Source organism: Bradyrhizobium sp. 195, assembly GCF_023101665.1.
Taxonomy (GTDB): domain Bacteria; phylum Pseudomonadota; class Alphaproteobacteria; order Rhizobiales; family Xanthobacteraceae; genus Bradyrhizobium.
Map to the genome: position 1 here is coordinate 4,206,703 of NZ_CP082161.1, position 25,229 is coordinate 4,231,931.

Annotated in this window: 29 protein-coding genes; 13 read left to right on the plus strand and 16 right to left on the minus strand. The window is 65.0% G+C overall.

The genetic code is table 11. The features are described 5' to 3' along the window. Nucleotides 1–177: 177 nt before the first annotated feature. The 3 genes from IVB26_RS19340 to IVB26_RS19350 are packed head-to-tail and all read right to left on the minus strand — an operon-like array spanning nucleotide 178 to nucleotide 2,782. The gene (locus tag IVB26_RS19340; protein WP_247966956.1) at nucleotides 178–1,308 is read right to left on the minus strand and encodes an HD-GYP domain-containing protein; all 1,131 of its coding nucleotides are present in this window, start codon (nucleotides 1,306–1,308) and stop codon (nucleotides 178–180) included. 53 nt (nucleotides 1,309–1,361) lie between these two features. After that, nucleotides 1,362–1,691, minus strand: coding sequence for a PilZ domain-containing protein (locus IVB26_RS19345; protein ID WP_247966957.1), 330 nt, complete (start codon nucleotides 1,689–1,691; stop codon nucleotides 1,362–1,364). Then, a complete protein-coding gene (locus IVB26_RS19350) occupies nucleotides 1,688–2,782 on the minus strand; it encodes a DUF2336 domain-containing protein (RefSeq protein ID WP_247966958.1) in 1,095 nt (364 codons plus the stop codon). The genes IVB26_RS19345 and IVB26_RS19350 overlap by 4 nt, the downstream gene beginning before the upstream one ends. 210 nt (nucleotides 2,783–2,992) lie before the next feature. On the opposite strand from IVB26_RS19350, the gene IVB26_RS19355 reads away from it, so the two are divergent. After that, nucleotides 2,993–3,583, plus strand: a complete 591-nt coding sequence (locus IVB26_RS19355) for an NADPH-dependent FMN reductase (protein ID WP_247966959.1) — start codon at nucleotides 2,993–2,995, stop codon at nucleotides 3,581–3,583. A gap of 102 nt (nucleotides 3,584–3,685) precedes the next feature. Here the strand turns inward: IVB26_RS19355 and IVB26_RS19360 are convergent, their stop codons facing one another. Further along, a complete protein-coding gene (locus IVB26_RS19360) occupies nucleotides 3,686–5,767 on the minus strand; it encodes a methyl-accepting chemotaxis protein (RefSeq protein ID WP_247966960.1) in 2,082 nt (693 codons plus the stop codon). Between the two features lie 118 nt (nucleotides 5,768–5,885). After that, nucleotides 5,886–6,509 carry a TetR/AcrR family transcriptional regulator gene (locus IVB26_RS19365; RefSeq protein WP_247966961.1) on the minus strand — a complete coding sequence of 208 codons (624 nt, stop codon included), beginning with the start codon at nucleotides 6,507–6,509 and terminating at the stop codon, nucleotides 5,886–5,888. A gap of 90 nt (nucleotides 6,510–6,599) precedes the next feature. Between IVB26_RS19365 and IVB26_RS19370 the strand changes: the two genes are divergently transcribed. Further along, the gene (locus IVB26_RS19370) at nucleotides 6,600–7,082 is read left to right on the plus strand and encodes a tautomerase family protein (RefSeq protein WP_247966962.1); all 483 of its coding nucleotides are present in this window, start codon (nucleotides 6,600–6,602) and stop codon (nucleotides 7,080–7,082) included. 39 nt (nucleotides 7,083–7,121) lie between these two features. Beyond that, nucleotides 7,122–7,898, plus strand: a complete 777-nt coding sequence (locus IVB26_RS19375) for a crotonase/enoyl-CoA hydratase family protein (protein WP_247966963.1) — start codon at nucleotides 7,122–7,124, stop codon at nucleotides 7,896–7,898. Between the two features lies 1 nt (nucleotide 7,899). Here the strand turns inward: IVB26_RS19375 and IVB26_RS19380 are convergent, their stop codons facing one another. Then, nucleotides 7,900–8,328 carry a DUF1810 domain-containing protein gene (locus tag IVB26_RS19380; protein WP_247966964.1) on the minus strand — a complete coding sequence of 143 codons (429 nt, stop codon included), beginning with the start codon at nucleotides 8,326–8,328 and terminating at the stop codon, nucleotides 7,900–7,902. Nucleotides 8,329–8,528: 200 nt separating this feature from the next. On the opposite strand from IVB26_RS19380, the gene IVB26_RS19385 reads away from it, so the two are divergent. Next, on the plus strand, nucleotides 8,529–9,494 hold the full coding sequence (locus IVB26_RS19385; RefSeq protein WP_247973219.1) for a DUF2778 domain-containing protein: 966 nt from the start codon (nucleotides 8,529–8,531) through the stop codon (nucleotides 9,492–9,494). A gap of 66 nt (nucleotides 9,495–9,560) precedes the next feature. After that, nucleotides 9,561–9,818, plus strand: a complete 258-nt coding sequence (locus IVB26_RS19390) for a hypothetical protein (protein WP_212085905.1) — start codon at nucleotides 9,561–9,563, stop codon at nucleotides 9,816–9,818. A gap of 119 nt (nucleotides 9,819–9,937) precedes the next feature. Here the strand turns inward: IVB26_RS19390 and IVB26_RS19395 are convergent, their stop codons facing one another. After that, nucleotides 9,938–11,797: a tannase/feruloyl esterase family alpha/beta hydrolase gene (locus tag IVB26_RS19395; RefSeq protein WP_247966965.1), complete on the minus strand. Its 1,860-nt coding sequence runs from the start codon at nucleotides 11,795–11,797 to the stop codon at nucleotides 9,938–9,940. A gap of 470 nt (nucleotides 11,798–12,267) precedes the next feature. Between IVB26_RS19395 and IVB26_RS19400 the strand changes: the two genes are divergently transcribed. Together IVB26_RS19400 and IVB26_RS19405 are read left to right on the plus strand one after the other, a co-directional pair. Beyond that, complete coding sequence (locus IVB26_RS19400; RefSeq protein ID WP_247966966.1) at nucleotides 12,268–12,822, plus strand: MarR family winged helix-turn-helix transcriptional regulator; 555 nt, start codon at nucleotides 12,268–12,270, stop codon at nucleotides 12,820–12,822. 179 nt (nucleotides 12,823–13,001) lie between these two features. Next, nucleotides 13,002–14,093, plus strand: a complete 1,092-nt coding sequence (locus tag IVB26_RS19405) for a TRAP transporter substrate-binding protein (protein ID WP_247966967.1) — start codon at nucleotides 13,002–13,004, stop codon at nucleotides 14,091–14,093. Between the two features lie 121 nt (nucleotides 14,094–14,214). Here IVB26_RS19405 and IVB26_RS19410 read toward each other — a convergent pair whose 3' ends face one another. From IVB26_RS19410 to IVB26_RS19435, 6 genes are all read right to left on the minus strand, one after another. Beyond that, entirely contained in the window at nucleotides 14,215–14,997 is a 783-nt protein-coding gene (locus tag IVB26_RS19410; RefSeq protein ID WP_247966968.1) for an ABC transporter ATP-binding protein, read from the minus strand. Further along, nucleotides 14,985–16,040: a dihydrodipicolinate synthase family protein gene (locus IVB26_RS19415; RefSeq protein ID WP_247966969.1), complete on the minus strand. Its 1,056-nt coding sequence runs from the start codon at nucleotides 16,038–16,040 to the stop codon at nucleotides 14,985–14,987. Before IVB26_RS19415 ends, IVB26_RS19410 begins: the two co-directional genes overlap by 13 nt. Before the next feature lie 6 nt (nucleotides 16,041–16,046). Continuing rightward, nucleotides 16,047–16,868 carry a GNAT family N-acetyltransferase gene (locus tag IVB26_RS19420; protein ID WP_247966970.1) on the minus strand — a complete coding sequence of 274 codons (822 nt, stop codon included), beginning with the start codon at nucleotides 16,866–16,868 and terminating at the stop codon, nucleotides 16,047–16,049. Then, the gene (locus IVB26_RS19425; RefSeq protein ID WP_247966971.1) at nucleotides 16,855–17,892 is read right to left on the minus strand and encodes an NAD-dependent epimerase/dehydratase family protein; all 1,038 of its coding nucleotides are present in this window, start codon (nucleotides 17,890–17,892) and stop codon (nucleotides 16,855–16,857) included. The genes IVB26_RS19420 and IVB26_RS19425 overlap by 14 nt, the downstream gene beginning before the upstream one ends. A 41-nt stretch (nucleotides 17,893–17,933) precedes the next feature. Continuing rightward, nucleotides 17,934–18,704 carry an ABC transporter permease gene (locus IVB26_RS19430; RefSeq protein ID WP_247966972.1) on the minus strand — a complete coding sequence of 257 codons (771 nt, stop codon included), beginning with the start codon at nucleotides 18,702–18,704 and terminating at the stop codon, nucleotides 17,934–17,936. Between the two features lie 83 nt (nucleotides 18,705–18,787). Then, the gene (locus tag IVB26_RS19435; protein ID WP_346732827.1) at nucleotides 18,788–19,435 is read right to left on the minus strand and encodes a TetR/AcrR family transcriptional regulator; all 648 of its coding nucleotides are present in this window, start codon (nucleotides 19,433–19,435) and stop codon (nucleotides 18,788–18,790) included. A gap of 100 nt (nucleotides 19,436–19,535) precedes the next feature. On the opposite strand from IVB26_RS19435, the gene IVB26_RS19440 reads away from it, so the two are divergent. The 5 genes from IVB26_RS19440 (at nucleotide 19,536) to IVB26_RS19460 (ending at nucleotide 23,304) form a co-directional block, all read left to right on the plus strand. Beyond that, nucleotides 19,536–20,552: an ABC transporter substrate-binding protein gene (locus tag IVB26_RS19440; protein ID WP_247966974.1), complete on the plus strand. Its 1,017-nt coding sequence runs from the start codon at nucleotides 19,536–19,538 to the stop codon at nucleotides 20,550–20,552. Between the two features lie 547 nt (nucleotides 20,553–21,099). Next, complete coding sequence (gene minC, locus IVB26_RS19445) at nucleotides 21,100–21,798, plus strand: septum site-determining protein MinC (protein WP_247966975.1); 699 nt, start codon at nucleotides 21,100–21,102, stop codon at nucleotides 21,796–21,798. Between the two features lie 21 nt (nucleotides 21,799–21,819). Continuing rightward, nucleotides 21,820–22,635 carry a septum site-determining protein MinD gene (gene minD, locus IVB26_RS19450; RefSeq protein WP_247966976.1) on the plus strand — a complete coding sequence of 272 codons (816 nt, stop codon included), beginning with the start codon at nucleotides 21,820–21,822 and terminating at the stop codon, nucleotides 22,633–22,635. Beyond that, on the plus strand, nucleotides 22,632–22,913 hold the full coding sequence (minE, locus tag IVB26_RS19455) for a cell division topological specificity factor MinE (RefSeq protein WP_247317024.1): 282 nt from the start codon (nucleotides 22,632–22,634) through the stop codon (nucleotides 22,911–22,913). The genes minD and minE overlap by 4 nt, the downstream gene beginning before the upstream one ends. A 205-nt stretch (nucleotides 22,914–23,118) precedes the next feature. Next, nucleotides 23,119–23,304: a hypothetical protein gene (locus IVB26_RS19460; RefSeq protein WP_247966977.1), complete on the plus strand. Its 186-nt coding sequence runs from the start codon at nucleotides 23,119–23,121 to the stop codon at nucleotides 23,302–23,304. A gap of 19 nt (nucleotides 23,305–23,323) precedes the next feature. On the opposite strand, the gene IVB26_RS19465 is transcribed toward IVB26_RS19460, so the two are convergent. Continuing rightward, the gene (locus IVB26_RS19465) at nucleotides 23,324–23,575 is read right to left on the minus strand and encodes a hypothetical protein (protein ID WP_247966978.1); all 252 of its coding nucleotides are present in this window, start codon (nucleotides 23,573–23,575) and stop codon (nucleotides 23,324–23,326) included. Between the two features lie 107 nt (nucleotides 23,576–23,682). Next, nucleotides 23,683–24,072: a hypothetical protein gene (locus IVB26_RS19470; protein ID WP_247966979.1), complete on the minus strand. Its 390-nt coding sequence runs from the start codon at nucleotides 24,070–24,072 to the stop codon at nucleotides 23,683–23,685. Nucleotides 24,073–24,202: 130 nt separating this feature from the next. On the opposite strand from IVB26_RS19470, the gene IVB26_RS19475 reads away from it, so the two are divergent. Continuing rightward, nucleotides 24,203–24,988 carry an SDR family NAD(P)-dependent oxidoreductase gene (locus tag IVB26_RS19475; protein ID WP_247966980.1) on the plus strand — a complete coding sequence of 262 codons (786 nt, stop codon included), beginning with the start codon at nucleotides 24,203–24,205 and terminating at the stop codon, nucleotides 24,986–24,988. Here IVB26_RS19475 and IVB26_RS19480 read toward each other — a convergent pair whose 3' ends face one another. Then, a complete protein-coding gene (locus tag IVB26_RS19480) occupies nucleotides 24,989–25,219 on the minus strand; it encodes a DUF6894 family protein (RefSeq protein WP_063194238.1) in 231 nt (76 codons plus the stop codon). Between the last annotated feature and the right edge of the window lie 10 nt (nucleotides 25,220–25,229).

Below are 25,229 nucleotides of genomic sequence, written 5' to 3' on the forward strand. Positions count from 1 at the left end.
CCGATCGACGATGATCCAAGTCTTCCTTTCACACCCGAAGAGTTCGGCCGGCTGATTCGCAGCGGCCGGCATGAGGACATGAAGGTGTTGGCCGACGGACTGGCCTGCCGGTCCATCCCGCGCCGCGCGAGTTATCGCGCGACGCATTAGGCCGCGTTCGAGACGGGTCTGCCGCGCTCACCGCGTGAGCGCGACCTGCTTGAATGAGTCGACCAGCGCCTTTTCCAGCTTCCCTTTCATCCCGCACAGAACGTCGTAGGCCTCAGCGCGCGGCATGGTCGGCTTGTAATGCCGATGCTCGATCAGCGCCGCGAAAATGTCCGAGATCGTCAGAATCCGCACGATGTCGCCAATGCTCTCGCCGCAGAGCGCATCGGGATAGCCGCTCCCGTCGAGGTACTCGTGATGATGGCGAACGGCGTCGAGTATCTCCGATGAGATCCCGTCATGCCCCTTGAGAAATTCGTAGCCGGCCGCCGGATGCGTTTCGATCAGCGCGCGTTCCTCGGCATCAAGGCGGCCCGTCTTGTCGAGGATGGCGAGCGGAATTTGCGCCTTGCCGATGTCGTGGAACATGGCAGCCGAGTAGAGACGCTCCAGGTCGGCCCTGCCGACGCCGAGGCTCAGTCCGAAGTCGATGGCAACGCCTGTCACGAGCAGGCAATGCTGATAGGTTCCTTCGTGGTGGCGCCGCACCGTCATCAGCCACTCCGTCAGGCCATGCTGGGTGATACGATCGGCAATCTGGCGACCGGCTTTCCTGGTGCCTTCGACATCGAGGCTTTGACCGAGTGTGACGGCCGTGAACATCGATGCGATGGCGGTCGCGGCGGTCTCGACGGCGTTGTCCGGTTGTGGCGTGTCGCCTGACGAAGCAGAAGTCCCGTCGGCCGGATCGGTCAGTGCCGCCAGCAGCTTGGTCCGGCTCACCGTGCTGGGAAGGACCAGCGTCGCCCCGAGCGCGTAGGCCTGCGAAATGCAGACGTGGGAGGTGTGCTCGAGCAAGAAAATGCGCTTCCTGACCCTCGCCAGCTTGTCGGCCCGCTTCTTGATGGCGGTGATATTATCGACGTCGCGCAGCTCCGCGCGGATGACGATGGCGGCGGGCGTCTGCGACAGCTTGGAATCGGCATCGAGTCGCTCGCCTGCAACAGTGAATTTCTCCTGGAGGATCGAGCAGATACCTGCGAGCTTGTCGGACGTGTCGGCCAGCACATGCAGGAAGGGGCGAACCATCCCTGTCTCTCGGGTGCCGCCGTCACTGCCGACACCATTGACGGGGCCGGATATGGTTCGCGCGTGCTGCACGGTCTGACATCGACCTTACGACTGTCGGGATCCAAAATAGTGAATGTTCGAACCTACTTGCTCTGAAGGGCTTTCTCCGTTGGCGCTGGTGCGCTTGCGGCCTTCTTCTTGCAGTCAGCAGTGATGAAGTGGATGCCGGCCATGGTGCCGTCGATCCAGACCAGTTCGCAGCGCCGGTAGGCGAGGCCCGTTGACGAGAGTAGCATGAAGAACTCCTTGGCCTGGAGCACGTCGAGCGTGCCCTCCACTTCGATCTTGGCACCGCTTTGCGACACGTCCAGCAGGACGCAACTGCGTCGCCAAGTGCCGTCCGAACCCATCAGATTGACCGGCTGCCTGTGATCCATTTTCACGCGAGACGCTTTGCGACCGTCGAACTTCATCGGCTACCTCCGGTGTTTGCGCCGCGATTTCCCCGACTGCTCTCCTTGGTATTTGCGGCAATTTCCCCCCATCGCACCGTCCATTGGCTGGTCGACAGAAGGAGTGTCTCGAAAATGTGCTGCGCGCGTTCGCGCTCGGCAAAAGAAAGCCTGGTGCCACAGCGGTTGCTCAGGATGGCCAACGTGGTCTGCCAATTCAGCCGCGAGGCACGGCAGGCCATGACGAGACCCTCGTAATCGTCGTCGGTGATGATGTGCTCGACGATCTCGATGGGAGCGCCCGAAAGCACCGATAACGCAGTGACCAGATTGGCGGTCTCGCCGCGGATCGCGAAGCGGTTCACCGTGGAATCGTTGAGCTTGCCGCTGCGGTTGAGCGCGACGATCTCCGGCCGCGCGCTTGCATAGGCGGCCGCGCAGGGCAGCTTGGGGACAATCGGCGCGGCCGCTGCGGCTTGAAACCGCACTATGCCGGATTTTGGAGCCGGCGAGGCCGACAGCAACTTTCGCATGACGGTGTCGGGCGTGTCCGGCCGGAGCGCCAGCGCCTTCGTGAGCTCGTCATCCGTCAGGCACTTCTCAGCAAGGGCAACGTAGGCGGCGTCGGAGAACCGCGCGCCTGGATTGCCGATGAGCGCAAGGTGGACGGTGCGGCCGCCGCCCCTGATCAGCGCCTCGGCCAGCGGCGGCTCGACGCACTTGCGGGCAGCAATCGCGAGTTGTTGCGGTTCGCCGCTCGACATCGCGATCGTTTCAAGATCGATCGACTGCAGCGCTTGAGATTTGAGTAGGATTGGGCACGCCACGCCCGGATCGTTGTGCGATGCAAGACGCCGCAAGGTCTGCGGCGGAGCGACCGTGAGTTCGGCAATCGCCGCGCCGATTTCAATCAACGCACCGGCTTCGACCCGTCCTGCCAACCGCAGCAGGACGCCATCGACCACACCGGCAAGCAATTCCTGAGGCCGGTCGCGGCTGCTGGTGAGCAGCTGCAAAATGCCGGAGAGGATGCGAGCGCAGCGGTCCAGCGGACACGTCGCGACTGCGTCTTCCAACTCGACCAGAATATCAGCAGGCGAATTTGCCATCATGGCAGGAGCCTGAGTTGAAAAAATGTGGTTATACAACGATCATTATTCCGCCTTAAATCCGTTAATTTTTAATTGAGCCTTAAATCCGATAGTTTCAATTTTGAGATTTAGAAGTTCGGCGAGACGCCGTCGCGAACGCTGGGCCGCAGACGCGGGCGATAGCTCGACAAATCGAGGGCGGCGGACGCCGGTTTCTGCTACCGTCCGGCCATGAGCAATCGCATTCTCGTCTTCTACGGTTCCTACCGTTCCGACCGCATGGGCATCCGCCTTGCGAATTTCGTCATCAATCGGCTGCGCGGCCGCGGCGAGGACGTTGAGTTCGTCGACGCCAAGGCGATCGGCCTGCCGATGCTCGACCGCATGTACAAGGAATATCCCAAAGGCTCGGCGCCTGAGGCCCTGGAGAAGCTGGCCGAGCAGATCCGCGGCGCCGACGGCTTTGTCTTCGTCACCGGCGAATACAATTGGGGCATCCAGCCCGGCCTGAAGAATCTCACCGATCACTTCCTCGAAGAGTGGTTCTGGCGGCCGGCCGCGATCGTGAGCTATTCGGCCGGCCGGCTCTCGGGCGCGCGCGCCGCGACCGCCTGGCACGGCACGCTGTCGGAGATGGGCATGGTGGTGGTGTCGAGCACCATCGGCGTCGGCCCGATCGCGCAGACCCTGTCCGAGGACGGCGAGCCGATCGGCGAGGGCGGCAAGGCACTGGAACGCTCGTTCCCGCGCTTTGCGGATGATCTGCAATGGTGGATTGAGGCCAGCAAGGCGCAGCGGGCGCGCAAGGCGCCGCCGTATTGATGGTCCCGTAGCCCGGATGGAGCGCAGCGCGATCCGGGGCGGTGCCGATGACGTCAGAAATCCCGGATTACGCTGCGCTCCATCCGGGCTACGAAGTTGCGTTCAGGCCGCCCTGACCTCGCCGAGGAAGCGGTCGAACTGTCCGGCGAGATCGCGCGACTGGGTCGAGAGCTGCTCGGCGGCGACCTGCACTTCCCTGGCGGCGGCTCCCGTATCGTCGGCGGCACGCTGCACGCCGGAGATGTTGGTGTTGACCTCCTGGGTGCCGCGGGCGGCCTCCTGGACGCTGCGGGCGATCTCCTTGGTGGCCGAGCCCTGTTCCTCGATCGCCGCGGCAATCGCGGTGCCGATCTGGTCGATCTCGCCGATGACGTCGGCGACGTTGCGGATCGCGGCCACGGTCTCGTCGCTCGCGGTCTGGATCGCCGTGATCTGCTCGGAGATTTCGGTGGTGGCCTTGGCGGTCTGGCCCGCCAGCGACTTCACTTCGGAAGCAACCACGGCAAAGCCGCGGCCGGCATCGCCGGCGCGGGCGGCCTCGATGGTCGCGTTCAGGGCGAGCAGGTTGGTCTGCTCGGCGATGCTCTGGATCAGCGTGACGACGTCGCCGATCTTCTGCGCGCCCTCGGCGAGCGTGCGTGCGGTGTCGCCGGTGCGGCGGGCGTTGTCGACGGCGCGGGCGGCGATCTCCGTGCTTTGTGCGACCTGACGGCCGATCTCCGAGATCGAGGAGGTCAGCTCTTCGGTGGCGCTGGCGACGGTCTGCACATTGGTCGAGGTCTGCTCGGAGGCGGCGGCGACGACCGCGGCCTGGCTGTTGGTCTGGGCCGCCGTCGAGCTCATCGACTGCGCGGTGCTTTCCATGGTCGAGGAGGCGCGCGACAGGCCGCCGACGAGCTCGGTGACCTTGGCCTCGAACGCGCGGGTGAGCTCGTCGAGCGCCTGTGCGCGGCGCATCTTGCCGTCGTTCTCGGCCTGCTTCTCGGCCGCGAGCCGGTCGGCCCGAATCATGTTGTCCTTGAAGACCTGAACGGCCGCAGCCATCGCCCCGATCTCGTCGGAGCGCTCGGCGCCGGGGATGCTGTCCGCAACCTCGCCCTCGGCGAGCCGCGACATCCGCGTCGTCAGGTTGACGATTGGAGCGCAGACGCGGCGGCGAACCATCACGATGAGGCCGACGCTCGCGATCAACACGGCGGCGAGGCCTGCAAGCGCGATGCTGAAGCTGGTGCGCGCGGCCGAAGAGGCGCCGGCGAGGATCTGTTCGGCGTTGTCATAGAAGGCGTCGCGGACCTCGATGATGGTGCTGAGGCCGCGCTGCGTGGCGGCGTAATAGGTCTCCATGTCGTGTTCGTACTTGCCGCTGATCGCTCCGTCCTTGACGAGCTTGAGCTCGCGGCCGAACTCCTCGACATAGATCGAATTGAATTTCTCCAGCGCTGTGGCGACGTTCGCCGGAGTTGCCGGATTGCCGCGCAATTCCAGCAGCGCCATCACGAGCTGGTCGTTGCGGCCCTGCGAGCGGCCGATGTCGGCCTTCTCGGCGTCGGTCGCCGGCTTGTTGCCGCCGACGAGGTTCTTGTGCAGGCTGGAATTGAAACCTCCGACGTCGCGCAACGTCATCGCCGTGTTGGCGTGGCTGGCCTGCCGGTAGGCGTCACCGTTCAGGATCGCCATGCGGCGGACCTGCTCGTTGAGCAGTGCGGTCACGCCGCTGTTGAGCACGGCGTTGTCGGCGACGATCTTCTTGGCGGCGTCCTTGCGCGCCTCGGCGGGCCCTGCGAGCGCCTTGTCGATGGCCTCGCGCAACGCCGTGAATTTCGAATTGATGCCGTCGATGTTGCCGCCGATGGTGTTGCCGTCGTCGAGGGAGCCGGGCAACTGCTTGCGCAGTGCGTTCATCTTGTCGCGGGCGCCGTCGGTCTGTTTCCGCAGCTTGTCCTGTCCGGCGAGCTGCGCCGGGTCGATGGTGGCCGGGCCATAGAGGATGTTGGTGGAAAAGCCGCGCTCCGGATTGAGGTGGCGCGGGATGTCGCTGGCGGCGCGAACGATCGCGAGCCGACCCTCCGCTTCCGTGATCCGCTCCATCGTCTGGTACTTCGTCACGGCGACGTAGACGGCGAGGCCGCCGCCCACGGTCGAGAGCGAGACGATGGCGGAGGTCAGGAGCGTACCGATTTTCATGATCTGTCCGGCAATTGGCGCGGGAGGAGACTTAATTTGCACGGAAGATAGGCAGGCGATGTTAATCCGGGGTTTACGCTCTCTGCCGCTGGTCCCGCTGCGATCGACCGGCGCCCATTTATCCGGCTGCGTGGGCGAGGGCGTCGGACAGCACAGTCTCCAGTTCTTCTTGAACCAGATCGAGCGCGTCCGCGCTGCGGTTTGCCCGGCACATCGCGACCGTGCCCTCGATCGCGGCGACGACGAGCGTTGCAAGCCGCTCCGCGCGTTCCGCAGCCAGCCCTTCACGCAGCAAGGCCGCGCGCATGATCAGCTTCCACTCGACGAACACGCCGTTAGCTAGGTCGAGCAGATGCTGGTGCGCCGCCTCATCATCCTTGTCGGAGGCCTCGCCGACATAGCGATCGACGGCGACGGCGAGCACCGGGCATCCAGCCTCGAAGCCGGTCGCCTCCAGCCGGCGGCGCCAGGACGCAACAAAGGCCCGCAAGCCGCCGATCACGCCGCGGTCGTTCATGGCTTTCTCCAGGGGAGTGGACACCTCCTTGCCGGCGAAGGTCACGGCTTCGGCGATCAATTGCCGCTTGCCGTCCGGAAAGTGGTGACCGATCGAGCCGCGCGGCGTCGCGGTGTGGCGAACGACGTCGCGCATGCTGGTGGCATTGACGCCCCGCCGGCTCATCAGATCGGCGGCGCCGGCGATCATCTTGTCGCGCGTGCTGGAGGTCATCGGCGGTCCCATGGTTGGTGTCCCCGATCTAGACTATGACGCTTGACATAAGCAAGAGAGACTGAAATATGACGTATGTCATAATTCTGGAGGAAGCGGCCTTTGACCATCATCACCGTGACTGCGCCCGCGGGCCGGCTCAGCCTGACGCAGCGCCGCTGCCTCGCGGAAGCCCTGACGGACGCCGTGCTCGAGCCCGAGATCGGCCAGCACGTGCCGGCTGCGCGAATGGGCTTTCAGGTCCATTTCCGCGAACTGTCGGCCGACTGCATGGCGATCGGCGGCCAGCTCCTGTCCGATCAGGACACTCCGCGCGACATCATCACCGTCAGGATTGCGGTGATGAACGCGGCCTGGCCGGCAGAGGTGCGCGCCGAGGTGATCCGCAACGTGCTCGCCCGGCTCGCGGAGGCCTGCGGAATGCAGACGCCGGCGCCGACCTGGTGGGTCAATTTCGAGATCATCGACGAGGGAAGCTGGGGATCGCGGGGCGGCGTGCTCTCGATCCTCCAACTGCTCGAGACCGGCGTGTTCACGCCGGAGCGGATCAAGGCGATCCGCGCGGCGATTCACCCGCCGGCCTGACATGCCACCAACACCAACGACCGATCACGGGAGAAGCGCATGAGCGAGGGGCAAATTCGCACCGAGGTGCACGGCCACGTTCTCAAGATCATCATCGACAATGCCGCGAAGAAGAACGCGTTCACGCCGGTGATGATGGAGCAATTGTCCGATGCGCTGACCGAACTGCACGACAACGAGGCCTGCCGCGTCGGCGTGATCTGCGCCGAGGGCAGGGATTTCACCGCCGGTCTCGACATGCCGAAATTCTTCGGGCCTTCAGCGGAGAAGCGCAACATCAGGGAAGGCAATGTCGATCCGTTCGGCCTTGCCAAGCGCTGTCGCAAGCCTGTTATCACCGCCGTGCAGGGCATCGTTTTCACCGTTGGCATCGAGCTGATGCTTGCCGGTGATATCGTGGTGGCCGCAGCGGATTCACGCTTCTGCCAGATGGAATCCAGGCGCGGCATTGCGCCGCTTGGCGGCGCGCATTTCCGTTTCCTGTCGCGTGCCGGCTGGGGCGATGCGATGTACCATCTGTTCCTGTGCGACGAGGTTTCGGCCGAGCGCGCTCATGCGATCGGCCTCGTCCAGGAGGTCGTGCCGGCGGGCGAGCAGGTCGCGCGTGCGATGGCGCTCGCCGCCATCATCGCGCGCAATGCGCCGCTCGGCATCCAGGTCACCAAGGAGGCGGCGGCCAAGTACGTCGAAGGCGGCGAGGCGGCGGCGATCGCCTACATCCCCGAGATTCGCGCCCGCGTGCTCGGCAGCGCGGACGCGAAGGAGGGCATTCAATCCTTCATCGAGCGTCGTGCGGCCGTCTTCCAGGGGCGTTGAACTAGCCCGGCTTCGACAGGATCTCCAGCGTGGCGGCGTCGCGCTCGCCTGCGAAATAGCGGGCGAGCGCCTCGCCGAAAACGGGCTCATCGGACACCGCGCCGAACAGCGTCATCGACGAGCGGAATTTGGTGTCATCGGGCGCCCCGAGGATGGCGTTGATGGTTCGCCCCTCGACGGCGAGCACGAGGCGGGTGCATTCGACCAAACGCGGACCGAGGACCGGGTGGGCGAGATAGGCCCGGGCCTCCGCGCGGGAGCCGATGGCGTAGCGCTGCGACATGGCGCTGAAGCCGAGGCCTGCGATTTGCGGGAAGACGAACCACATCCAGTGGCTCTGCTTCCGCCCTCGGGTCAGCTCCCCCTGGACGTCGCGAAAGACCGGGTTCTGGGCCCGGACAAACCGGTCTAGATCGAAAGGATCGGTCATTGGATACCTCGGGATGCCCAGTCGGACCCTTGCCGGCCGCGATTATGCCTAACTTTTGGCTCCCAATGTGGTAGCTGGTATAGAGTCTCCGGGTGGGGGTTGGGCCCCCCGGGGGTCGATTTGGGGATCTGATGGTTTCCGACGCAGGACACGCCGAGAGGCTGTTGTCGCGCCGCCGTATCGGGCGGGCCGAGCGCGTTTTGCTGTCTCTGGCTGCCGTCGCGTTGGCGCTGGGCGCCGCCGCCTGGGTCGCGGACATCGGGGATTCGAATCTGGGCGCTTCGAGCCCGCTGGTCTCCGCCGCGCTGCCGCCGAGCAATACGCCGTCCTTCGAAGATCGTTTCGCTTCGGCGTCCGGCAATCCGCCGGCCCGGGACCTCGGCCTGCGGACACTGGAGCGTTCCGCCCTGAATGCGGTCCAGCTCAAGCTTCGCGACGCCAAGGCGATGCTCGCCCAGAAGCTGCAGGGCGACGACTGGCGTTCGACCCTGACCGACGACGACCGGTCCGTGACCGAGGAGGCGAGACCCTCACAGCGCGCCGACGCCATTCCGATGCCGCGCTCGCGCCCGGTCCAGGCCGATTTCGCCTCCCAAGTCGCCTCGAGCCAGGCCTATGCCGACACCAGTCCCAGGGTCGACAACCGCAGCTTCTTCGAAAGATTCACCGACAAGATCAGGCTGGCCTCGCTGACGCCCGGCGATGGCCTGCTCGGCAGGGCACCGGATCTCGGCGCCCTCGGCTACGATTCGCGGACGGCGGTCTATGACATCAAGGCCAAGGCGCTTTACCTGCCGAGTGGCGTGGCGCTGGAGGCCCATTCAGGGCTGGGCGCGCTGATGGACGATCCCGACCATGTCGATCGGCGGATGGTCGGCGCGACGCCGCCGGCGACCTATGATCTGAAGCCGCGCGAAAAGCTGTTTCACGGCGTCCGTGCGCTGCGTATGACCCCGGTCGAAGGCACCAGCGCGCTTGGCCGTGTCGGTCTGCTCACGCACAACTACATGCTCGGGCCGCGCGGCGATTCCAACGGCTGCGTTTCGATCAAGGACTATGATCGTTTCCTCAAAGCTTACGACAATGGCGAGTTCAACCGTCTTGTCGTGGTGCCGAGCCTGAGCGGATCGGCGACCGCCTCGCAGCGCGCGAGCACCGACTCCTGATATTCGCCTGCTGCGGCGGGGCTGCCGTTTCCCCTTCGTTAAGCCGTCATCGTCCAGAAGCAGCCCATGAGTGATCCAACAAATTCCGAGACCCCGCTCCGTACGACGTTCAAGATCAAGTTGAACGGTGACACGCTGGCGATCGCGACTGTCGGCCAGGCCTATCAATTCCTCACCAACTTCAAGTCGGTCGAGTGGATGGAATTCCGCTCCCTGCATGAGGACGCCGTCGCGGCCCTTGAAGGCGCCGCCGGTAACGCGATGCTGGCGGTGCAGGCGACCAACGCCGTTCGCGCGCTGTTCGTCAGCGCGAAGCTGCTCTGACGCGCTGCCTTCGCAGCCCCGCGGGCTCCACATTGCGAAAAGCATGAGCCCAGCACCGCAGCGCACCGCTGAAGAAGCGATGCGCTGCGTCCGGGTTACGAGCGCGGGTATTACGACGATCAGTGCCCGTGGTTGCCGTGCCCGTCGTCGTCGTCGTCGTGATAGTCATGATCCCTGCCGGGCCTGAAGCCGGCGTCGATGCAGGCGAAGTTGCCGGCGTCGTTTGTCAGGCCGCTGCCCTTGTAGGCGGCAATCTTCGGATAGACGCAGAGCGGCCGCGTGCCGCTGGCAGGGAAGTTCTGGGCAATGCGCGGATCGAACAGCCCGCCGGCCGGATAGGGCGAGGTCGCGTTGGTATTGGCTGCGACGATGCGCTCCGGCGCGATGCCTTTCTCGACCCAGTCGGTGATGGCCTTGAGCTCGTTGCCGGCGAAGTTCGCCGTGGCCGCGCCGCCCCCGCAATGGGCCATGTTCGGCACCATGAACAGCCGCGCGAAATCCTCGGCGCGTCCTCCCATGCGCCGGTCCATGCCGCGATACCAGCGGGCGATCGCGGCGCCGGAGAAGATGCCGTCATTGACGGAGGAGGAGATGATCAGCTTGCCGCCGCGTGCCCTGAACGGACGTAGATCGCTCGAGGTCGCGGCCATGAAGTCCATGCTGCTTTCGGGATAGGCCGCCGTCTTGGTGAAGATCTTCGGCGCGTCGGTGTCGAAGTTGAATTTGAACACGAAGGCTTCCTGGCCGTTCGGCCCGTTGACGGGCGTGACGACCGGCGGCGTCTGGAAGATCATCGGGATTGCGCCTGCGCCGAGCGTCAGGTTGATCGCGGTGTTGACACCAGGCACCGGGGCGGTGACGACGTTCCACAACTGCCAGCCCGCGCCCGGCGCGGTCGGCGGCGTCCAGATGCCGGCATCCCAGAACCAGTTCGAATAGAGCCGTTGGCCCTTCGAGTTGACCGGCCCGGCATAGATCTTCTTGAGCGCGTTCACTTGCGCGGGGGTGAGGCAGGTGCCGCCATGCGGGGTGCTGCCGTGCGAGCCGGTGCCGCAGGTGTAAGAGGCAAGAGCCGGATACACCTTCTTCGCGGTGCAGGCGTGATAATTGTCGATGATGCCGTCGACCAGACCATCGAGGGCGTCGCAGGCACTCAGGATCGCGGCTGAGGCCACCTGAAGATCCTGCACAGGAAACGTGTCGGGAATGAACGGCTGCCCGTTGACGTCCGTGCTGGTTGCGAGCGTGCCGAGCACCTGCTCGTTCCAGGCCTCCGCAAGGCCCGCCTGCGGCAGGTTGAAGCCGGGATTTTGCGAGATGACGCCGTCGAACAGCCAGGGGAAGCGCTGCGACGCCATCATGGCGTCACGGCCGCCGTTCGAGCAGCCCATGATGTAGGAATAGACGGTGTCGAGGCCGTAGAAATAGGAGATGATCTGCTTGGAGATCGTCGCGGTCTTCTCGATGCCGTTGTAGCCGTAGTCCCTGCGTGCTTGCGCGTCGATCGCGAAATGCGCTGAGCCGCCGGCATTGACATCGTCATCCTGATGTCCGCCCACAACATTGTTGGCGCTGTCTTCGTGGCCGCCGTCATTGGCCGCGACAGCCCAGCCCTGGCCGAGCTCGGTGCCGGCGGCGCCTTGCGGATCGGCATTGAGGCTGCCGTCGGTGCCGCCGCCGCCCATCATCTCGAAACGGCCATGCCAGGTGTTGGGCAGGTTGAGCGCGAAGCCGATGCCGTAGGTGAAATGGTTGGGATCCTGCGCGGAGACGCGCTTGTTGATGATGCCGATCACGTTGCAATAGCCGGATTTTTGCGTCGCGCTCAGGATCTGCGTGTTCGGCAGCGTGACCCCGGTGAGCGCTGTGCAGGACGCGCGCGGCGCGACGCCACTCGGCGGAAATCCGTGCGCAATAGCCTGCGTGCCGAAAACGGCACAGCCGGCCATGATGGTCGATGCGAGAAATAGGCGTTTCATGTCAGTCCCTCCCAGTTTCATTAATGATGGTCGAACGAGCGTGCCCCCATGAGCGCGTGTTCGTTCAGTCGGTGTCGTTGGCAATATCGTAGCCGGCGCAGGGATGACGGTGCGGTCGCCGGGCGCGGCCGTGCGATGTGGCACACGCAACGCGTTGATGCGTGCTGCACGGTCGGCCGCACCGCGATGCATGAGCGCACGCAGCTCGGCGCCCATCTGTGATGGAAGCACGACGTCATCCCCCTTTGGCCCCGCTCGTATTGCGGCGGGCGTTCACGATCCTAGGGCGGGCGATGTTGCCGTGTCAACATGACGCGGCGCGCGAGTGCGCTGCGCAACCTGTCGTAGAAGCTGTACTCGCGAGGCGCGCGATCTCCGCCCGGCTTCTCGATCGGGCCCGGCTGCGATAGGCTCGACATGCGAATCCCGGATGGCCGGGACGGATGCCGCTGCGTGAAAGATCATCGTCGATGGAGCCGAAGAAGACGGGCGTCAGGAAGCGATCGTCCAAGGGCGCGCCGCGCAGGGCGCCTGTTGGAAAGCCGCAGCGGTCCGCTCCGCGCGCTGCAGCGGCTGCAAAGCCCGCCCGGCCGAAGCTGCTCGCCTCCGACGATCTGTCCCGTTCGGTCGGTTATCGCATCCGGCGGGCCCAGCTCTGGGTCTTCAAGGATGTCAGCCGGCGGCTCGCCGCCTTCGACATCAGCCCGGCGCAGTTCTCCGTGCTGTCAGTGATCGAGGCCAATCCGGGCGTCAATCAGCTCGCCATTGCGCAATCCCTGTCGATCGAGCGGGCCGGGCTCGGGCGGCTGGTGGATCATCTGGAGCGGCGGGGCCTGGTGGAGCGTTCGGCCTCCGCGATCAACCGCCGTTACTATGTGCTGTATCTGACGCCGGCCGGGGGGACGCTGCTGGGCCGCTTGCGCCCGGCGATTGCCGAGAGCGAGAAGATGCTTGCGGGCAAGATCGGAGCGCGCGCGTTCAAGGAATTACAGCGGGCGCTCGCGGTCTTTCTCCAGGAGACCTGAGGCGCTTTCGGCAAGCCCTTGGTTCGGTGCGCCGTTTTGGCGGCCGATGGCTGCGGCGCCATGCGTTCTCGCAGCTTGAACTCCGCACCAGGAACAGGCAAACGGTCAGCCAAGTCCGTGGCCAAGCCGGTTTACAGAGCCGTCCGTTTCGAAGCTGACATCAAGGGAGAACCCCCATCATGAAACGCCGTACATTCCTGAGGGGCGGCGTGGTCGCCGGCGCGACGACGCTGGTTGCTGCACCTGCGATCGCGCAGAGCGCGCCCGAGATCAAATGGCGCCTGACCTCGAGCTTCCCGAAGTCGCTCGACACCATCTACGGCACGGCGCAGACCTTCGCGAAATATATTGCCGAGGCCACCGACAACAAATTCCAGATCCAGACCTTTGGCGCCGGCGAGATCGTTCCGGGCTTGCAGGCGCTCGATGCCGTCAGCACCTCCTCGGTGGAGATGGCGCAGACCCCGCTCTATTTCTACATCGGCAAGGAGCCTGCGCTGGCCTATGCCACCGGCGCGCCCTTCGGCATGAACCATCGCCATCAGGAATCGTGGTGGCACTTCGGCGGTGGCGCCGACCTCACCAATGAGGCGCTCAAACCGTTCAAGGCGCACGCGATCCTGTGCGGCAATTCCGGCACCCAGATGGGCGGCTGGTTCCGCAAGGAGATCAAGACAGTCGACGACCTCAAGGGCCTCAAATTCCGCATCGCCGGCATGGGCGGCCATGTGCTGGCAAGGCTCGGGGTCGTCCCGCAGCAGATCGCGGGCGGCGACATATATCCGGCGCTGGAGAAGGGCACGATCGATGCGGTCGAGTTCGTTGGTCCCTATGACGACGAGAAGCTCGGCTTCCAGAAGGTCGCCAAGTACTACTACTTCCCCGGCTGGTGGGAAGGCGGCGCCATGCTGCACATGATCGTCAACGACGAGAAATGGGCCTCGCTGCCCAAGCAGTACCAGGCGATCGTCAACCAGGCGGGCGCGGCGGCCGGCGCCTGGATGCTCGAGAAATACGACAGCGTGAATCCGGCAGCGCTGAAGCGGCTGCTCGCCAACGGCGCGGAGCTGAGGGCGTTCCCGCAGCCGGTGCTGGAGGCCTGCTACAACGCGACCCAGGAGCATCTGAACGAGCTCGCCGCCAAGAGCGAGCTGTTCAAGCGGACCAAGGCCAGCCACGACGCGTATATGAAGGAGTTGCTGTTCTATACGCAGATCGCGGAGAATTTTTACGACAACTACCTGCTCAGCAAGATGCGCAACAAGAGCTGAGCATGCAACACTCGTAGGGTGGGCAAAGGCGCACTTGCGCCGTGCCCACCATGACTTGCTTCATTGGCAATGGTGGGCACGCTGCGCTTTGCCCACCCTACGAGAATTTTCCCGCGGCGAATTACGCCGCGCCTAACCCCAGCTTCGCGTAGATCCGCCTTGCATAGGCACCGAACGCATCCGTGGTCTTCAGCGGCAGGTCGCGCGGGAAGGGCAGGTCGATCGGGAAATAATCGGCCATCTTCGCCGGGCCCGCCGTCAGCACGGCGCAATGCGAGGACAGGAACACGGCTTCCTGGATCGAGTGGGTGACGAAGATGATGGTCTTGCCGCTCTCGCGCCAGATCCGCAGCATCTCCAGATTCATCTGCTCGCGCGTCAGCGCGTCCAGCGCGCCGAACGGCTCGTCCATCAGGATCAGCTTGGGGTCGTGGATGAAGGCACGCGCGATCGCGGTGCGCTGCTGCATGCCGCCGGAGAGCTGCTGCGGATATTTCTGCTCGTAGCCGGCGAGCCCGACCAGGTTGAGCAGGTCGCGCGCCCGCTCGCGCGCGGCCTTCATCGGCAGGCCGACGATTTCGGCCGGCAAGAGCACGTTGTCCAGGATGGTGCGCCATTTCAGCAGGAGTGCCTGCTGGAACACCATGCCGATGTCGCGGGTCGGGTCGAACGGGCTGTTGGCACTGCCGATCTTCACAGTACCGCCGTCGGCATCATGCAGGCCGGCCAAGATCTTCATCACCGTCGTCTTGCCGCAACCGGACGGGCCGACCAGCGAGACCAACTCACCTTCCCGCACGTCCATGGTGACGTCGGACACCGCCAGGAATTCGGCGCCGCCGCTGCGATAGACCTTGCGGACGCCTTGCAGGCTGATGAAGGGCTCGGAATTCATGCCAGCCATTTGTTCAAATTCGCGGCGACAAAGGCATCGTCGCTGAGGTCGGCGTGCTCGCGAGTGACGCGATTGATCTCCTCCTTCTGGCCGGGGCTGAGGCCCTCGTTCGGATCGAGGCACCACAGGCCCTGCATCAGACCTTGGCGCCGCAGCACCTCGTGGCAGCCGGCGATGCAGCCATGGAAATTATTGGCGACGTCGAAGAAGGCGCTGTTGCAGTCGGTGACGCGGGCATCGAGCGCCAGCAGGTCCGCCGGCACGCTGTCCTTGTGCCGAGCCGCCTTGCAGCGCTCGAACTGCTTGATCGCACTCGCGGTCCACACCGACCAATGACCGAGCAGGCCGCCCCTGAAGTAGGTGCGGGTCGTGATGCCGTTCTCGCGCAGATCGAAGGGCAGCATCAGGTCGAGCAGGATGTGATCGTCATTGCCGGTGTAGAGCGCGACGCGGTCGAGCGCGCCGGCCGCCGCGACACCGCGCAGCACGTCGAGGGTCCGATAACGGTTGAACGGCGCGATCTTGATCGCAATGACATTGTCGATCGAGGCAAAGCGCTGCCAGAAGCGGCTCGACAGGACGACGCCGCCGACGGCCGGCTGAAGATAGAAGCCGATCAGCGGGATTTCGGCGGCGACCGCCGTGCAGTGGGCAATGATCTCGTCCTCGGACGCGCTCTTCATCGCGGCGAGGCTGAGCAGCCCGGCGTGATAGCCGACGTCGCGCGCGGTACGGGCTTCTGCGGTTGCCTGGCCGGTTGGACCTGCAAGTCCTGCGACCATTGCCAGCGGACGCTTGGTCCAGTGTGCTGCTGTCTCGGCGGCGAGCTCGAGCACGGGGCGGTAGAGACCGACATCGCGGATCGCGAACTGCGTGGTGTGCACGCCGACGGCAAGGCCGCCTGAACCGGCGTCGATGTAATATCGCGTTAGCGCGCGCTGATGCGTCTTGTCGAGCTGGCGCTCGGCGGTGAGCGCCAGCGGATGCGCCGGCAGCACGGTGCCGTCGGCGATCAGCTTGCGGATATCGCTGTTGATCTGGCTGCGGTGCATGATGTCCTATCCGAATTCGGGGCCGGCGACGGCGAATGGCATTTCCTCACCCGTGACGGTGGCGGGCCCGAACCGCATGCGCTGGAACGGGCGTTCGACAGTCCAGCCCGCTGAGGTCAATCCATCCAGGAATGCGCCTTGCGAGGCGACGGCATCGAGCAGGAGCGGACTGGTCTCGGAGCGCACGATCGCGTCAACCAAGGCTAGAGCTGCTGCGGCGTCGTCGGCAAACAGCGGGCCGATATGGCGGGCGGTTCTGCCGTCGCGAACCAGCGCGATGGCGCCGTTCGCGGCGACGATGCGCGAGCCGTAGCGCTGTGCGAAGGCGGAGAGGAGGGCGGTCCGGTCGAAACCTGTGGCCCGCCGGTCCCGCATACGAAGCGCATCGAGCGTTGCGGATGATGTTGGCGGCGCTTCGGCTCGCGCAGGCTTTACCAGCTTCAGGCGGCGCAATTGCAGCGTCGGCGTGAATCCCAATGGCCCGTAGACGGCAGCGCCGTCAGGCGTGGCGTCGAGCCAGCTCGTCAGGCCGTTCTGACGCGCCGTCTGCAGGCAGGCATCGACGAGACGCGTTGCCAAGCCACGGCGGCGATGCTTGCCTGATACCAGCACCATGCTGATCCAGGCGTTGTTGCCGGAATAGGGCAGCAGGGCTGCGGTCGCGACCAGTCGCGCACCGTCACGAATGCCGAATACCACGCCTTCATGCAGGAAGACGCGCCAATCGTCCTCGGTCTGGTTCCATTGCGCCTCAGTCGACAGCACCAGCCCGGCCAGCGCGTCGTCGATGCCGAGCTTCAGGATGGGCGGGGCGTCAGTAGCGGCCATCGCGCACCTCGTATTTGGTGGGCTTGCCGAGGCTCGGCATCGCGCGCGAGACCCAATCCGCGGTCCAGGCGATCAGCTGCTCGGTATCGACGACCGGCAGGTCGAACAGCTCGACCGCCTTTGACGTGTCGGTCAGCCACGCCGTCGGCTCCTCCTTGCCGGTCAGCACTGGGGCGCGGCCAAACCTCGTGCCGAATTTTTCGGCGAGATCGCGGACCGCCAAAATCTCGTGGCCGCTGACATTGATCGGCGAGGTCGGGGTGGTGCAATGGGCGAGGCAGCGCAGCGCCTGCGCGGACGCATCGCCCTGCCAGATGAAATTGACATGGCCCAGGCTGACGTCGATCGGCGTGCCCGTGAGCACTTTTGTGGCGATATCGTGCAGCACGCCATAGCGCATATCGATCGCGTAATTGAGGCGGAACAGCCGCCCCGGCGTTCCGAACTTATGCGAGAAATGCTCGAACATCCGCTCGCGACCGACGCAGGATTGCGCGTACTCGCCGGGCGGATTCGGCGCCATGTCCTCGGTCGAGCCTTTGCCGTCGACAGGGACAAAGGGATAGATGCAGCCGGTCGAGAACGCCACGATGCGCGAGGACGGGAAGGCCTGGGCCACCAGGGCGGGCACGTGCGCATTCATCGCCCAGGTCAGCGACAGATCGCCCTCGGCGCCGAATTTTCTACCGGCCATGAAGACGAGGTTCGGCGCTTTCGGCAGCGATTGGATCGCGCGCTCGTCCATCAGGTCGCAGTTGATCGTTTCGACCCCGTGCGCGTGCAGCCAGTCCTTCACGCCGGCGTCGCTGAAGCGGGCCACGCCGATGATCCGGCGATCCGGCGCGGCGGCCTTCGCTAGCCCTGCCAGCGTCGGGCCCATCTTGCCGGCGACGCCGAGGATCAAGATGTCGCCCTCGACCTTGGCGAGGTCGTCGATCAGGGCCTGGGTCGGCCGGCACAAGAGCTCGTCGAGCGCAGCGATATCGGGGATGGTCTTCGGCAGGGTCTGGCGGGTGAGCAGCATGGATTTGGTCCTTGGGTCTGCCGTTGTCAGGTCTGTCGTTGTCAGGTCTGTCTTGCGTCGCCGACCACGAACATGCGTTCGAGGGCGAGCACAAGGCCGTAGAGAGCGACGCCCAGCAGCGTGAGCAGCACGACCGCCATCACCATCGCGGGCGTGTCGAGCGAAGACTGCACCTGGATCATGAGGTAGCCGAGCCCGCGCTCGGAGGCGATGAACTCGCCGACGATGGCGCCGGCGACCGCCAGGATGGCGCCGACCTTCATGCCGGAGAAGATGTAAGGCAGCGATCCCGGCAGCTGGATCTTGCGGAACAGCGTCCAGCGCGAGCCGCGCAGCGATTTGACGAGATCAAGCAGGTCAGGTTCGACCTCGCGCAAGCCCCGCGCGGTGGTGAGCAGGATCGGAAAGAAGCAGATGCTGAAGGCGATCAGGATATTCGGCACGATGCCGTAGGAGAACCAGACGATGAAGAGCGGGCCAAGCGCGACCTTCGGGATCATGTTCAGCGTCACGAACAGCGGCAGCAGCACGAGGCTGAGCAGCGGCGCCCAGCTGAAGATTACAGCGAGCGCGACGCCGACGAAGGCGCCGAGCGCGAAGCCGCCGAGGATCTCGAGCGCTGTCACCAGCGTGTTGCTGCCCCAGGCATAGCTCGCGGTGCCCAGCGTCTGGATCGTCGCCAGCGGGGAGGGCAGGATGAATTTCGGCACGTGGAAGGCATCGACCGCGATCTGCCAGAGCACGAGCACGGCGAGGTGCACGATCAGGATGATCGCAAAGCTACGCGAAGCGCGTGCGCTGTCTCCTGCCACCGATTGCTCCCTGTTGGCGCGGCGGCGATGCCGCAAGTCGCAAGCCTAACCGCCCTCGGAGCAAGTTTCAACCAATTGGTTGATTAGGGCCGGAGCGACTGCAGCACCAGATCGGCGACGTGCCGGCGGCGGGCGCGGCGCTGGGCGCGGCTCGACAGGTCCTTGCCGAAGATCGCCGACAGCGTCGGGGTGTTGGAGAAGAAGAAATAGCTGAGGCCTGCAATGGAGATATAGAGTTGGACCGGATCGATCCCCTTGCGGAACGCGCCCGCGCGCACCCCCTCGTTGAGGATGTGGGAGACGCTCTTGACCAGCGGGGAATGCATCGCCTCCAGCCGGGTCGAGCCGCGGACGTGGCGGGCGCCGCCGCGGTTCTCGTCGTTCAAAAGCACGATGAAATCAGGGTTTGCGGCCAGATGGTCGAACGAGGCTTCGATCAGCCTGCGGATCGCCTTCTCCGGCGGTAGACCTTCGAGATTGAGCTTCCGCTCCTGCTCGCGGATGTCCTCATAGACCCATTCGAGCACGGCGAGGTAGAGCGCGTCCTTGTCGCCGAAATAGTGGTAGACGAGCTGCTTGTTGACGCCGGCGCGCTCGGCAATCTCGTCGACGCGGGCGCCGGCAAAGCCGTGGCGGGCGAATTCCAGGCGCGCCGCGGTCAGCAGCTTCTTGCGGGTGGCGACGGGATCGCGGCGCTGTGGCACGGTGTCGCCAGATCGTTTTGCGGGCATTTCCAACCAAACAGTTGACAAGTTGAAGGCGGGCTTGTTGCATTGGTATCCTCACAAGCGGAGAGCGACAAGCCGGGTCGCTGGCATGAGGAGGGATGCGATGAAGCGTTTGCAGGCGGCGGGCTCGGCCCTGGTCTTGACCCTGATGCTCGGTGTGCCGGCGGCGCCAGCGAGCGCAGGCGAGGCGGTGAATCTGATCCTCAACTGGACGCCGACCGCCGATCACTCGCCCTATTATTACGCCAAGGCGCAGGGCTGGTACGAGAAGGCCGGCATCGACCTGACGATCGAGACCGGCAAGGGCTCCGGCGTCTCCGCCGCCAAGGTCGGCTCCGGCGGCTCGCCGTTCGGCGTTGCCGATCTCGCCACCATGCTGGTGGCCAAGAGCAAGGGCGCCGACACGGTTGCCGTGATGAGCGTCTATGCCAATACCGGCCAGACCTTCTACTGGCTGAAGAGCCACGGCGTGAACGGGGTGAAGGATTTTGCCGGCCACAAGATCGGCAATCCGCCCGGCGATGCCTCGCGCGTGATGTGGCCGGCCTTCGCCAAGGCCGCGGGGCTTGCGCCCGACTCCGTCGGCTTCGTCAATGTCGGACCGACCGCGAAGATCGCGGCACTGAAGAGCCACACCGTCGACATCATCAGCGACTTCTACAACGAGCACGATCTGAAGGTGATCGAGTTCGGGCCCGACCTCGGCTACGTCAACTGGAAGGACATCGGCCTCAATCCTTACGGCAATTCGCTGATCGTCAACGGCGCTTACTTGCAGAAGAATCCGAAGGTCGTCGAAGACTTCGTACGCGTCACGCAGAAGGCCTTTGCGGCGTGCGTCGCCGACGCCACGCCGTGCCTGAAGGCGCTGCTCGACCAGGTCTCCGGTCTCGACAAGGAGAACCAGGAGCGCCAATGGGAGCGCATCAAGTTCCTGATGACGGACGAGTTCACCACCACCAAGGGTCTCGGCTGGATCGACGGCGAGCGGATGAAGAAGGATTACGATCTGGTGCAGACCTATCTCGGCATGGAGAAACCGTTTGACGTCTCGACAGCGTTCACGACGAAGATGCTGGATCCTGATATCAAGATGGATGCGAGCAAGGTGAAGAAGTAGGGCATCTGTAGCCCGGATGGAGCGAAGCGTAATCCGGGACGGTGCATCTGCGGCGATAGGTTTCCCGGATTGCGCTGCGCTCCATCCGGGCTACGGGCCGCGGGCAGATCTGCCTCCGCATACTCCGTCATTGCGAGCGTAGCGAAGCAATCCAGACTGCTTCTACGGAGGCAGTCTGGATTGCTTCGTCGCGAGGGCTCTTCGCAATGACGGTTTGGGGGTGGCGAGCGCTACTCTATCTCCCGTCACCCTCCGCGCAACGGCAAAGCCGTTGTCGCTCGGGGTGGCCGCTTCTTCAGCGGCCCTCGAAGGGCGACGGCCCGGCTGCATCGGGGCCGTGCATCCTTCGAGGCTCCCCATGGGACGCTTTGCGTCCCATGCCTCGCGCCTCAGGATGACGGGGCGGGGGCGGTGCCCGCCGCTAGAGCCTGTTTGCCAGCCCAGCCAACCCATCCCTCCCCACGTAACCCCATGGAGAAATTAACCGGCCGTTAACCATATCAGCCGCATCGTTAACCATTCAATAACAGGGAACGAGTCGGCCGCTATGGAGGCTGCAGTCAAATCTCAACGCCAAATGGTGCGCCTGCGCGGGCGCTCATACGTGGCCTTCGTGTTCACGCCGACGGTTCCGGTCCAGGACTGGCTGCACGAGATCGACGCCACCATCGCCCGCTCGCCGGGCTTCTTTGCCGGCCGGCCCGTGGTGATCGACCTGTCCTCGGTCGATCTGAGCCAGTCCGGCATCGGCCATTTGCTCACCAGCCTGCAGGACCGCAACATCCGCGTGCTCGGCATCGAGGGCGTGGAGGAGGATCGGCTGACGCCGTCCATGCCGCCGCTGCTCTCGGGCGGGCGGAGCTGCGTGGTCGAGCCGAGCGCGCCCAAGAAGTCCGAGGCGAAGACCGAGGCAAAACCGACCTCGCTGCTGCTCGATAGCCCCGTGCGCTCGGGTCAGACCGTGATCTTCCCGGAAGGCGACGTCACCATTCTGGGCTCGGTCGGCTCCGGTGCGGAGGTCGTTGCCGGCGGCTCCATCCACATCTACGGCGCGCTGCGTGGCCGCGCCATGGCGGGCGTGAACGGTCACACCAGCGCACGCATCTATTGCCAGAAGATCGAGGCCGAACTGCTTGCGATCGATGGCTTTTACCAGACTGCGGACGACATCGACGCCGCCTTGCGCGGCAAGCCGGCGCAGGCCTGGCTGCAGGGGAATACCATGCGAATTACAGCACTGAACTGACCAGCAAAGGAGACATTTCAGATGAGTAAGGTACTGGTCGTGACATCAGGCAAGGGCGGGGTCGGCAAGACCACGACGACCGCCGCGCTGGGGGCTGCGCTGGCGCAGCGTGGCGACAAGGTCGTCGTCGTCGATTTCGACGTCGGCCTGCGCAACCTCGACCTCGTCATGGGCGCCGAACGCCGCGTCGTGTTCGACCTCATCAACGTGGTGCAGGGCGTCGCAAAGCTGCCGCAGGCGCTGATCCGCGACAAGCGGCTGGAGAATCTCTGGCTGCTGCCGGCCTCGCAAACCCGCGACAAGGACGCGTTGACGGAAGAGGGCGTCGGCAAGGTCATCGACGATCTGCGCGGCCGCTTCGATTGGGTGATCTGCGACAGCCCGGCCGGCATCGAGCGCGGCGCCTCTATGGCGATGCGCTTCGCCGACGAGGCGGTGATCGTCACCAATCCCGAAGTCTCCTCAGTGCGTGATTCCGACCGCATCATCGGCATGCTCGATTCCAAGACGGTGCGGGCCGAGAAGGGCGAGCGGGTCGAGAAGCACATCCTCATCACCCGCTACGATGCCTCGCGCGCCGCGCGCGGCGAGATGCTGACCATCGACGATATCCTCGAGATCCTTGCCACGCCCCTGCTCGGCATCATCCCCGAGAGCCAGGACGTGTTGAAGGCCTCCAATGTCGGCACGCCGGTGACGCTGTCGAACGCGGACGGCGCACCGGCGCGGGCCTATATCGACGCGGCCCGCCGGCTGTGCGGCGACACCGTGCCGATGCAGGTGCCGGCCGAGCGCAAGCGCTTCATGGATCGTCTGCTGCGACGGAGGGCTGCATGAGCATGGGTCTGCTTCGGCTTCTCCGCGGCAAGAAGGCCTCCGCACCCGTCGCGCGCGAACGGTTGCAGATCCTGCTCGCCCATGAACGCGGCATGCGCGGCCAGCCCGATCTGCTCGGTGTGCTGCGTGAGGAGATCCTCGCGGTCGTGTCCAAGCATGTGACGCTGGATCCGACCAAGGTCATCGTGCGGCTCGAGCGCGGCGACGAGGTGTCGACCCTGGAGGTCGATATCGAGGTGCCCAACGATATCGAGCGCAAGAAGGCGGCGGTCGCGTAGGACGCGACTGACGACGACCCATTTGGGGTGGGTGAGAAGGCGGTCCGCTGGGCATAGCGGGCCGCCTTTGTCGTTCGTGACACTCACGTTCCCGGGCTTGCCGACGTGATCGACGACGGGCGGAACGGTACTTGCGGCGAAATCGTTGTCGAAGACCGCGGAGAGCCGAGCCAGGCCCCGCGGCTTCGTCAGACGGAGAGCGCCCATGATGTCCGAGGTCCAGATTCATACCGTTGCACGGCAGATGCTCGAACGGCACGGTTTTGCTGCGATCGCGAAGGCCGCCGAGCAGGCCCAGGCCTGCGAGGGCCGCGGCGAGGGCGATGAGGCCAGGGAGTGGCGTCACATCGCCGACGCCATGAAGATCATACGTGGGCCTCACCAGAGTTGACCGCCGGATAGGAAGCCCTTCAGCGTTCCTCGCGGTCCGGCCCCGGTGACCGGGATCGATGCTGCGTTTGCGGCTGACCGCGCTCGCCTGTCTCCTTGCACGGGAGCTGTTCCCACGATCCGTCCGGCGCCTGCTGATAGGCGCTGCACGAAGACGACGTGGTCGTTTTGTCTTCGGCCTTTTGGGCGTCGGAATTCTTTGCCTGTGCCGGGGCGACCAGCGCTGCGCTCACCGCGAGCACGCCGGCGACAATGAGATGCGTCATCCGCATTTGGGCTTCTCCTGTGCGAAGAAGCCCGCATGCTGGCGAGGAATGTGACGATTTTTGGCCAAACGCAGGTTCCGTCGCGGCGTGCTTAACGCCGCGAAAGCTGCCGGCTAACCGCCCTTGGCGCGGATCAGGCCGGCGAGGTTGGTCTTCTGGGCCTCGCACCAATTGGGCATGCCGAGGCGGCGCTGGTTGAGATCGGTCGCCTGGGTGGCCACCGCGACCTCGGCCATCAAATCGTCGTCCTGCTTCTCGCCCATCTTGCCGCCGGTGTGCATCCAGGCAATCGCCTTGCGGACTTTCTCGGTGGTGCCTTGGGGCAGGTGCATCTGCTCCGCCTTCTGCACCAGGTCCTGGTAGGCGACGTCCGTGCCTGGACATTCGACCTTGGCGGCGAAGGCCTGCAAGACCAGCGTGACGTAGGTCGAACGTGGGTGGTCATCGGCCTGGGCCGGAGCGGCGATCAGCAACAGGCCAGCGATCAGCAAACCGTAGCGCATCCTTAGGTGTCTCCTCCATTTTTTGAGAGGCTAGCGTCCAGCAGGCCGCTCGGCAATGGTGCCGAGGCGAATTTGTAGCTTCCCACTGCGGTGCGCTATCGTCGCCCGAAATCCGGCCGCGGAGAGCGACATGAGCCTGTTCAGCACGCCGTTCGATCCTGCCCGTGACACGGCACTCGTCACCGGCGCGGGCAACGGCATCGGCCGCGCGATCGCGCAGGCCCTGGTCGGCGAGGGCGTCCGGACCGTGTTCGCCGACGTGAACGCCGAGCGGGTGACCGCCGCGATCAGCGCCAGCGCGAAGCCTGAACTGGCGGTGCCCTGGGTCGGCGATCTCGCCGAGCTGGATGCCTGCGACGCACTGCTTGCCGCCGCGGACGCAGCATTGGGCGAGATCACGCATTTGGTCCACAGTGCATCGCCGCCGCGGCGGGAGGCCGATCATGTGCTCGCGGTCGATCGCACCATCTGGCAGCAGATGCATGCCGTCAATCTCGATGCCGGCTTTCACCTGGCGCGCGAGCTCGCAAAGCGGCTGATCGCAGCGAAGCGGCCGGGCTCGTTCCTGTTTCTCACCTCGCTGCATGCGGGCACGCCGCGCAACCTGCCGCACTATTCGACGGCGAAGGCGGGGATGGCGATGCTGGTGAAGGAGCTGGCCAAATCGTTTGGCCGCTATGGCATCCGCGTCAACGCGCTGGTGCCCGGCGCGATCGCGGCCGGCGGGTTCGTTGCGGATCCTGCGCTGGCGCGACACATTCCGCTCGGGCGTCTCGGCGAGGCCAACGACCTCGCACCGATGGCGCTCACGGTGCTGTCGAACAAGCTGTCCGGTTACGTCACCGGTGCGACCTTCGTCGTCGACGGTGGATTGTCGCTGACGAACTGGTTCGAACCGCCGTCCTTTGACGAATAGTCAGCGTCGCCAGGCCGGCACCGGATCAAGCGGTGTCCGATAGAGCTCGTTGTCGTCGCGATCGGTGACGCGCACCGCGCAGCCTTTCTGTTGCAGCTCCGGCTTGACCTGCGACAGCTCGGTCGCCAGTTGATCGGCGCGATCCGAGGCGACCTCGATGTCTTCGAGAATGATTCCGCCCTGATTCCTGAACTCTTCACCAACCACAAGATCGAAAGAGTAGTACGGCATCCGAATTCCC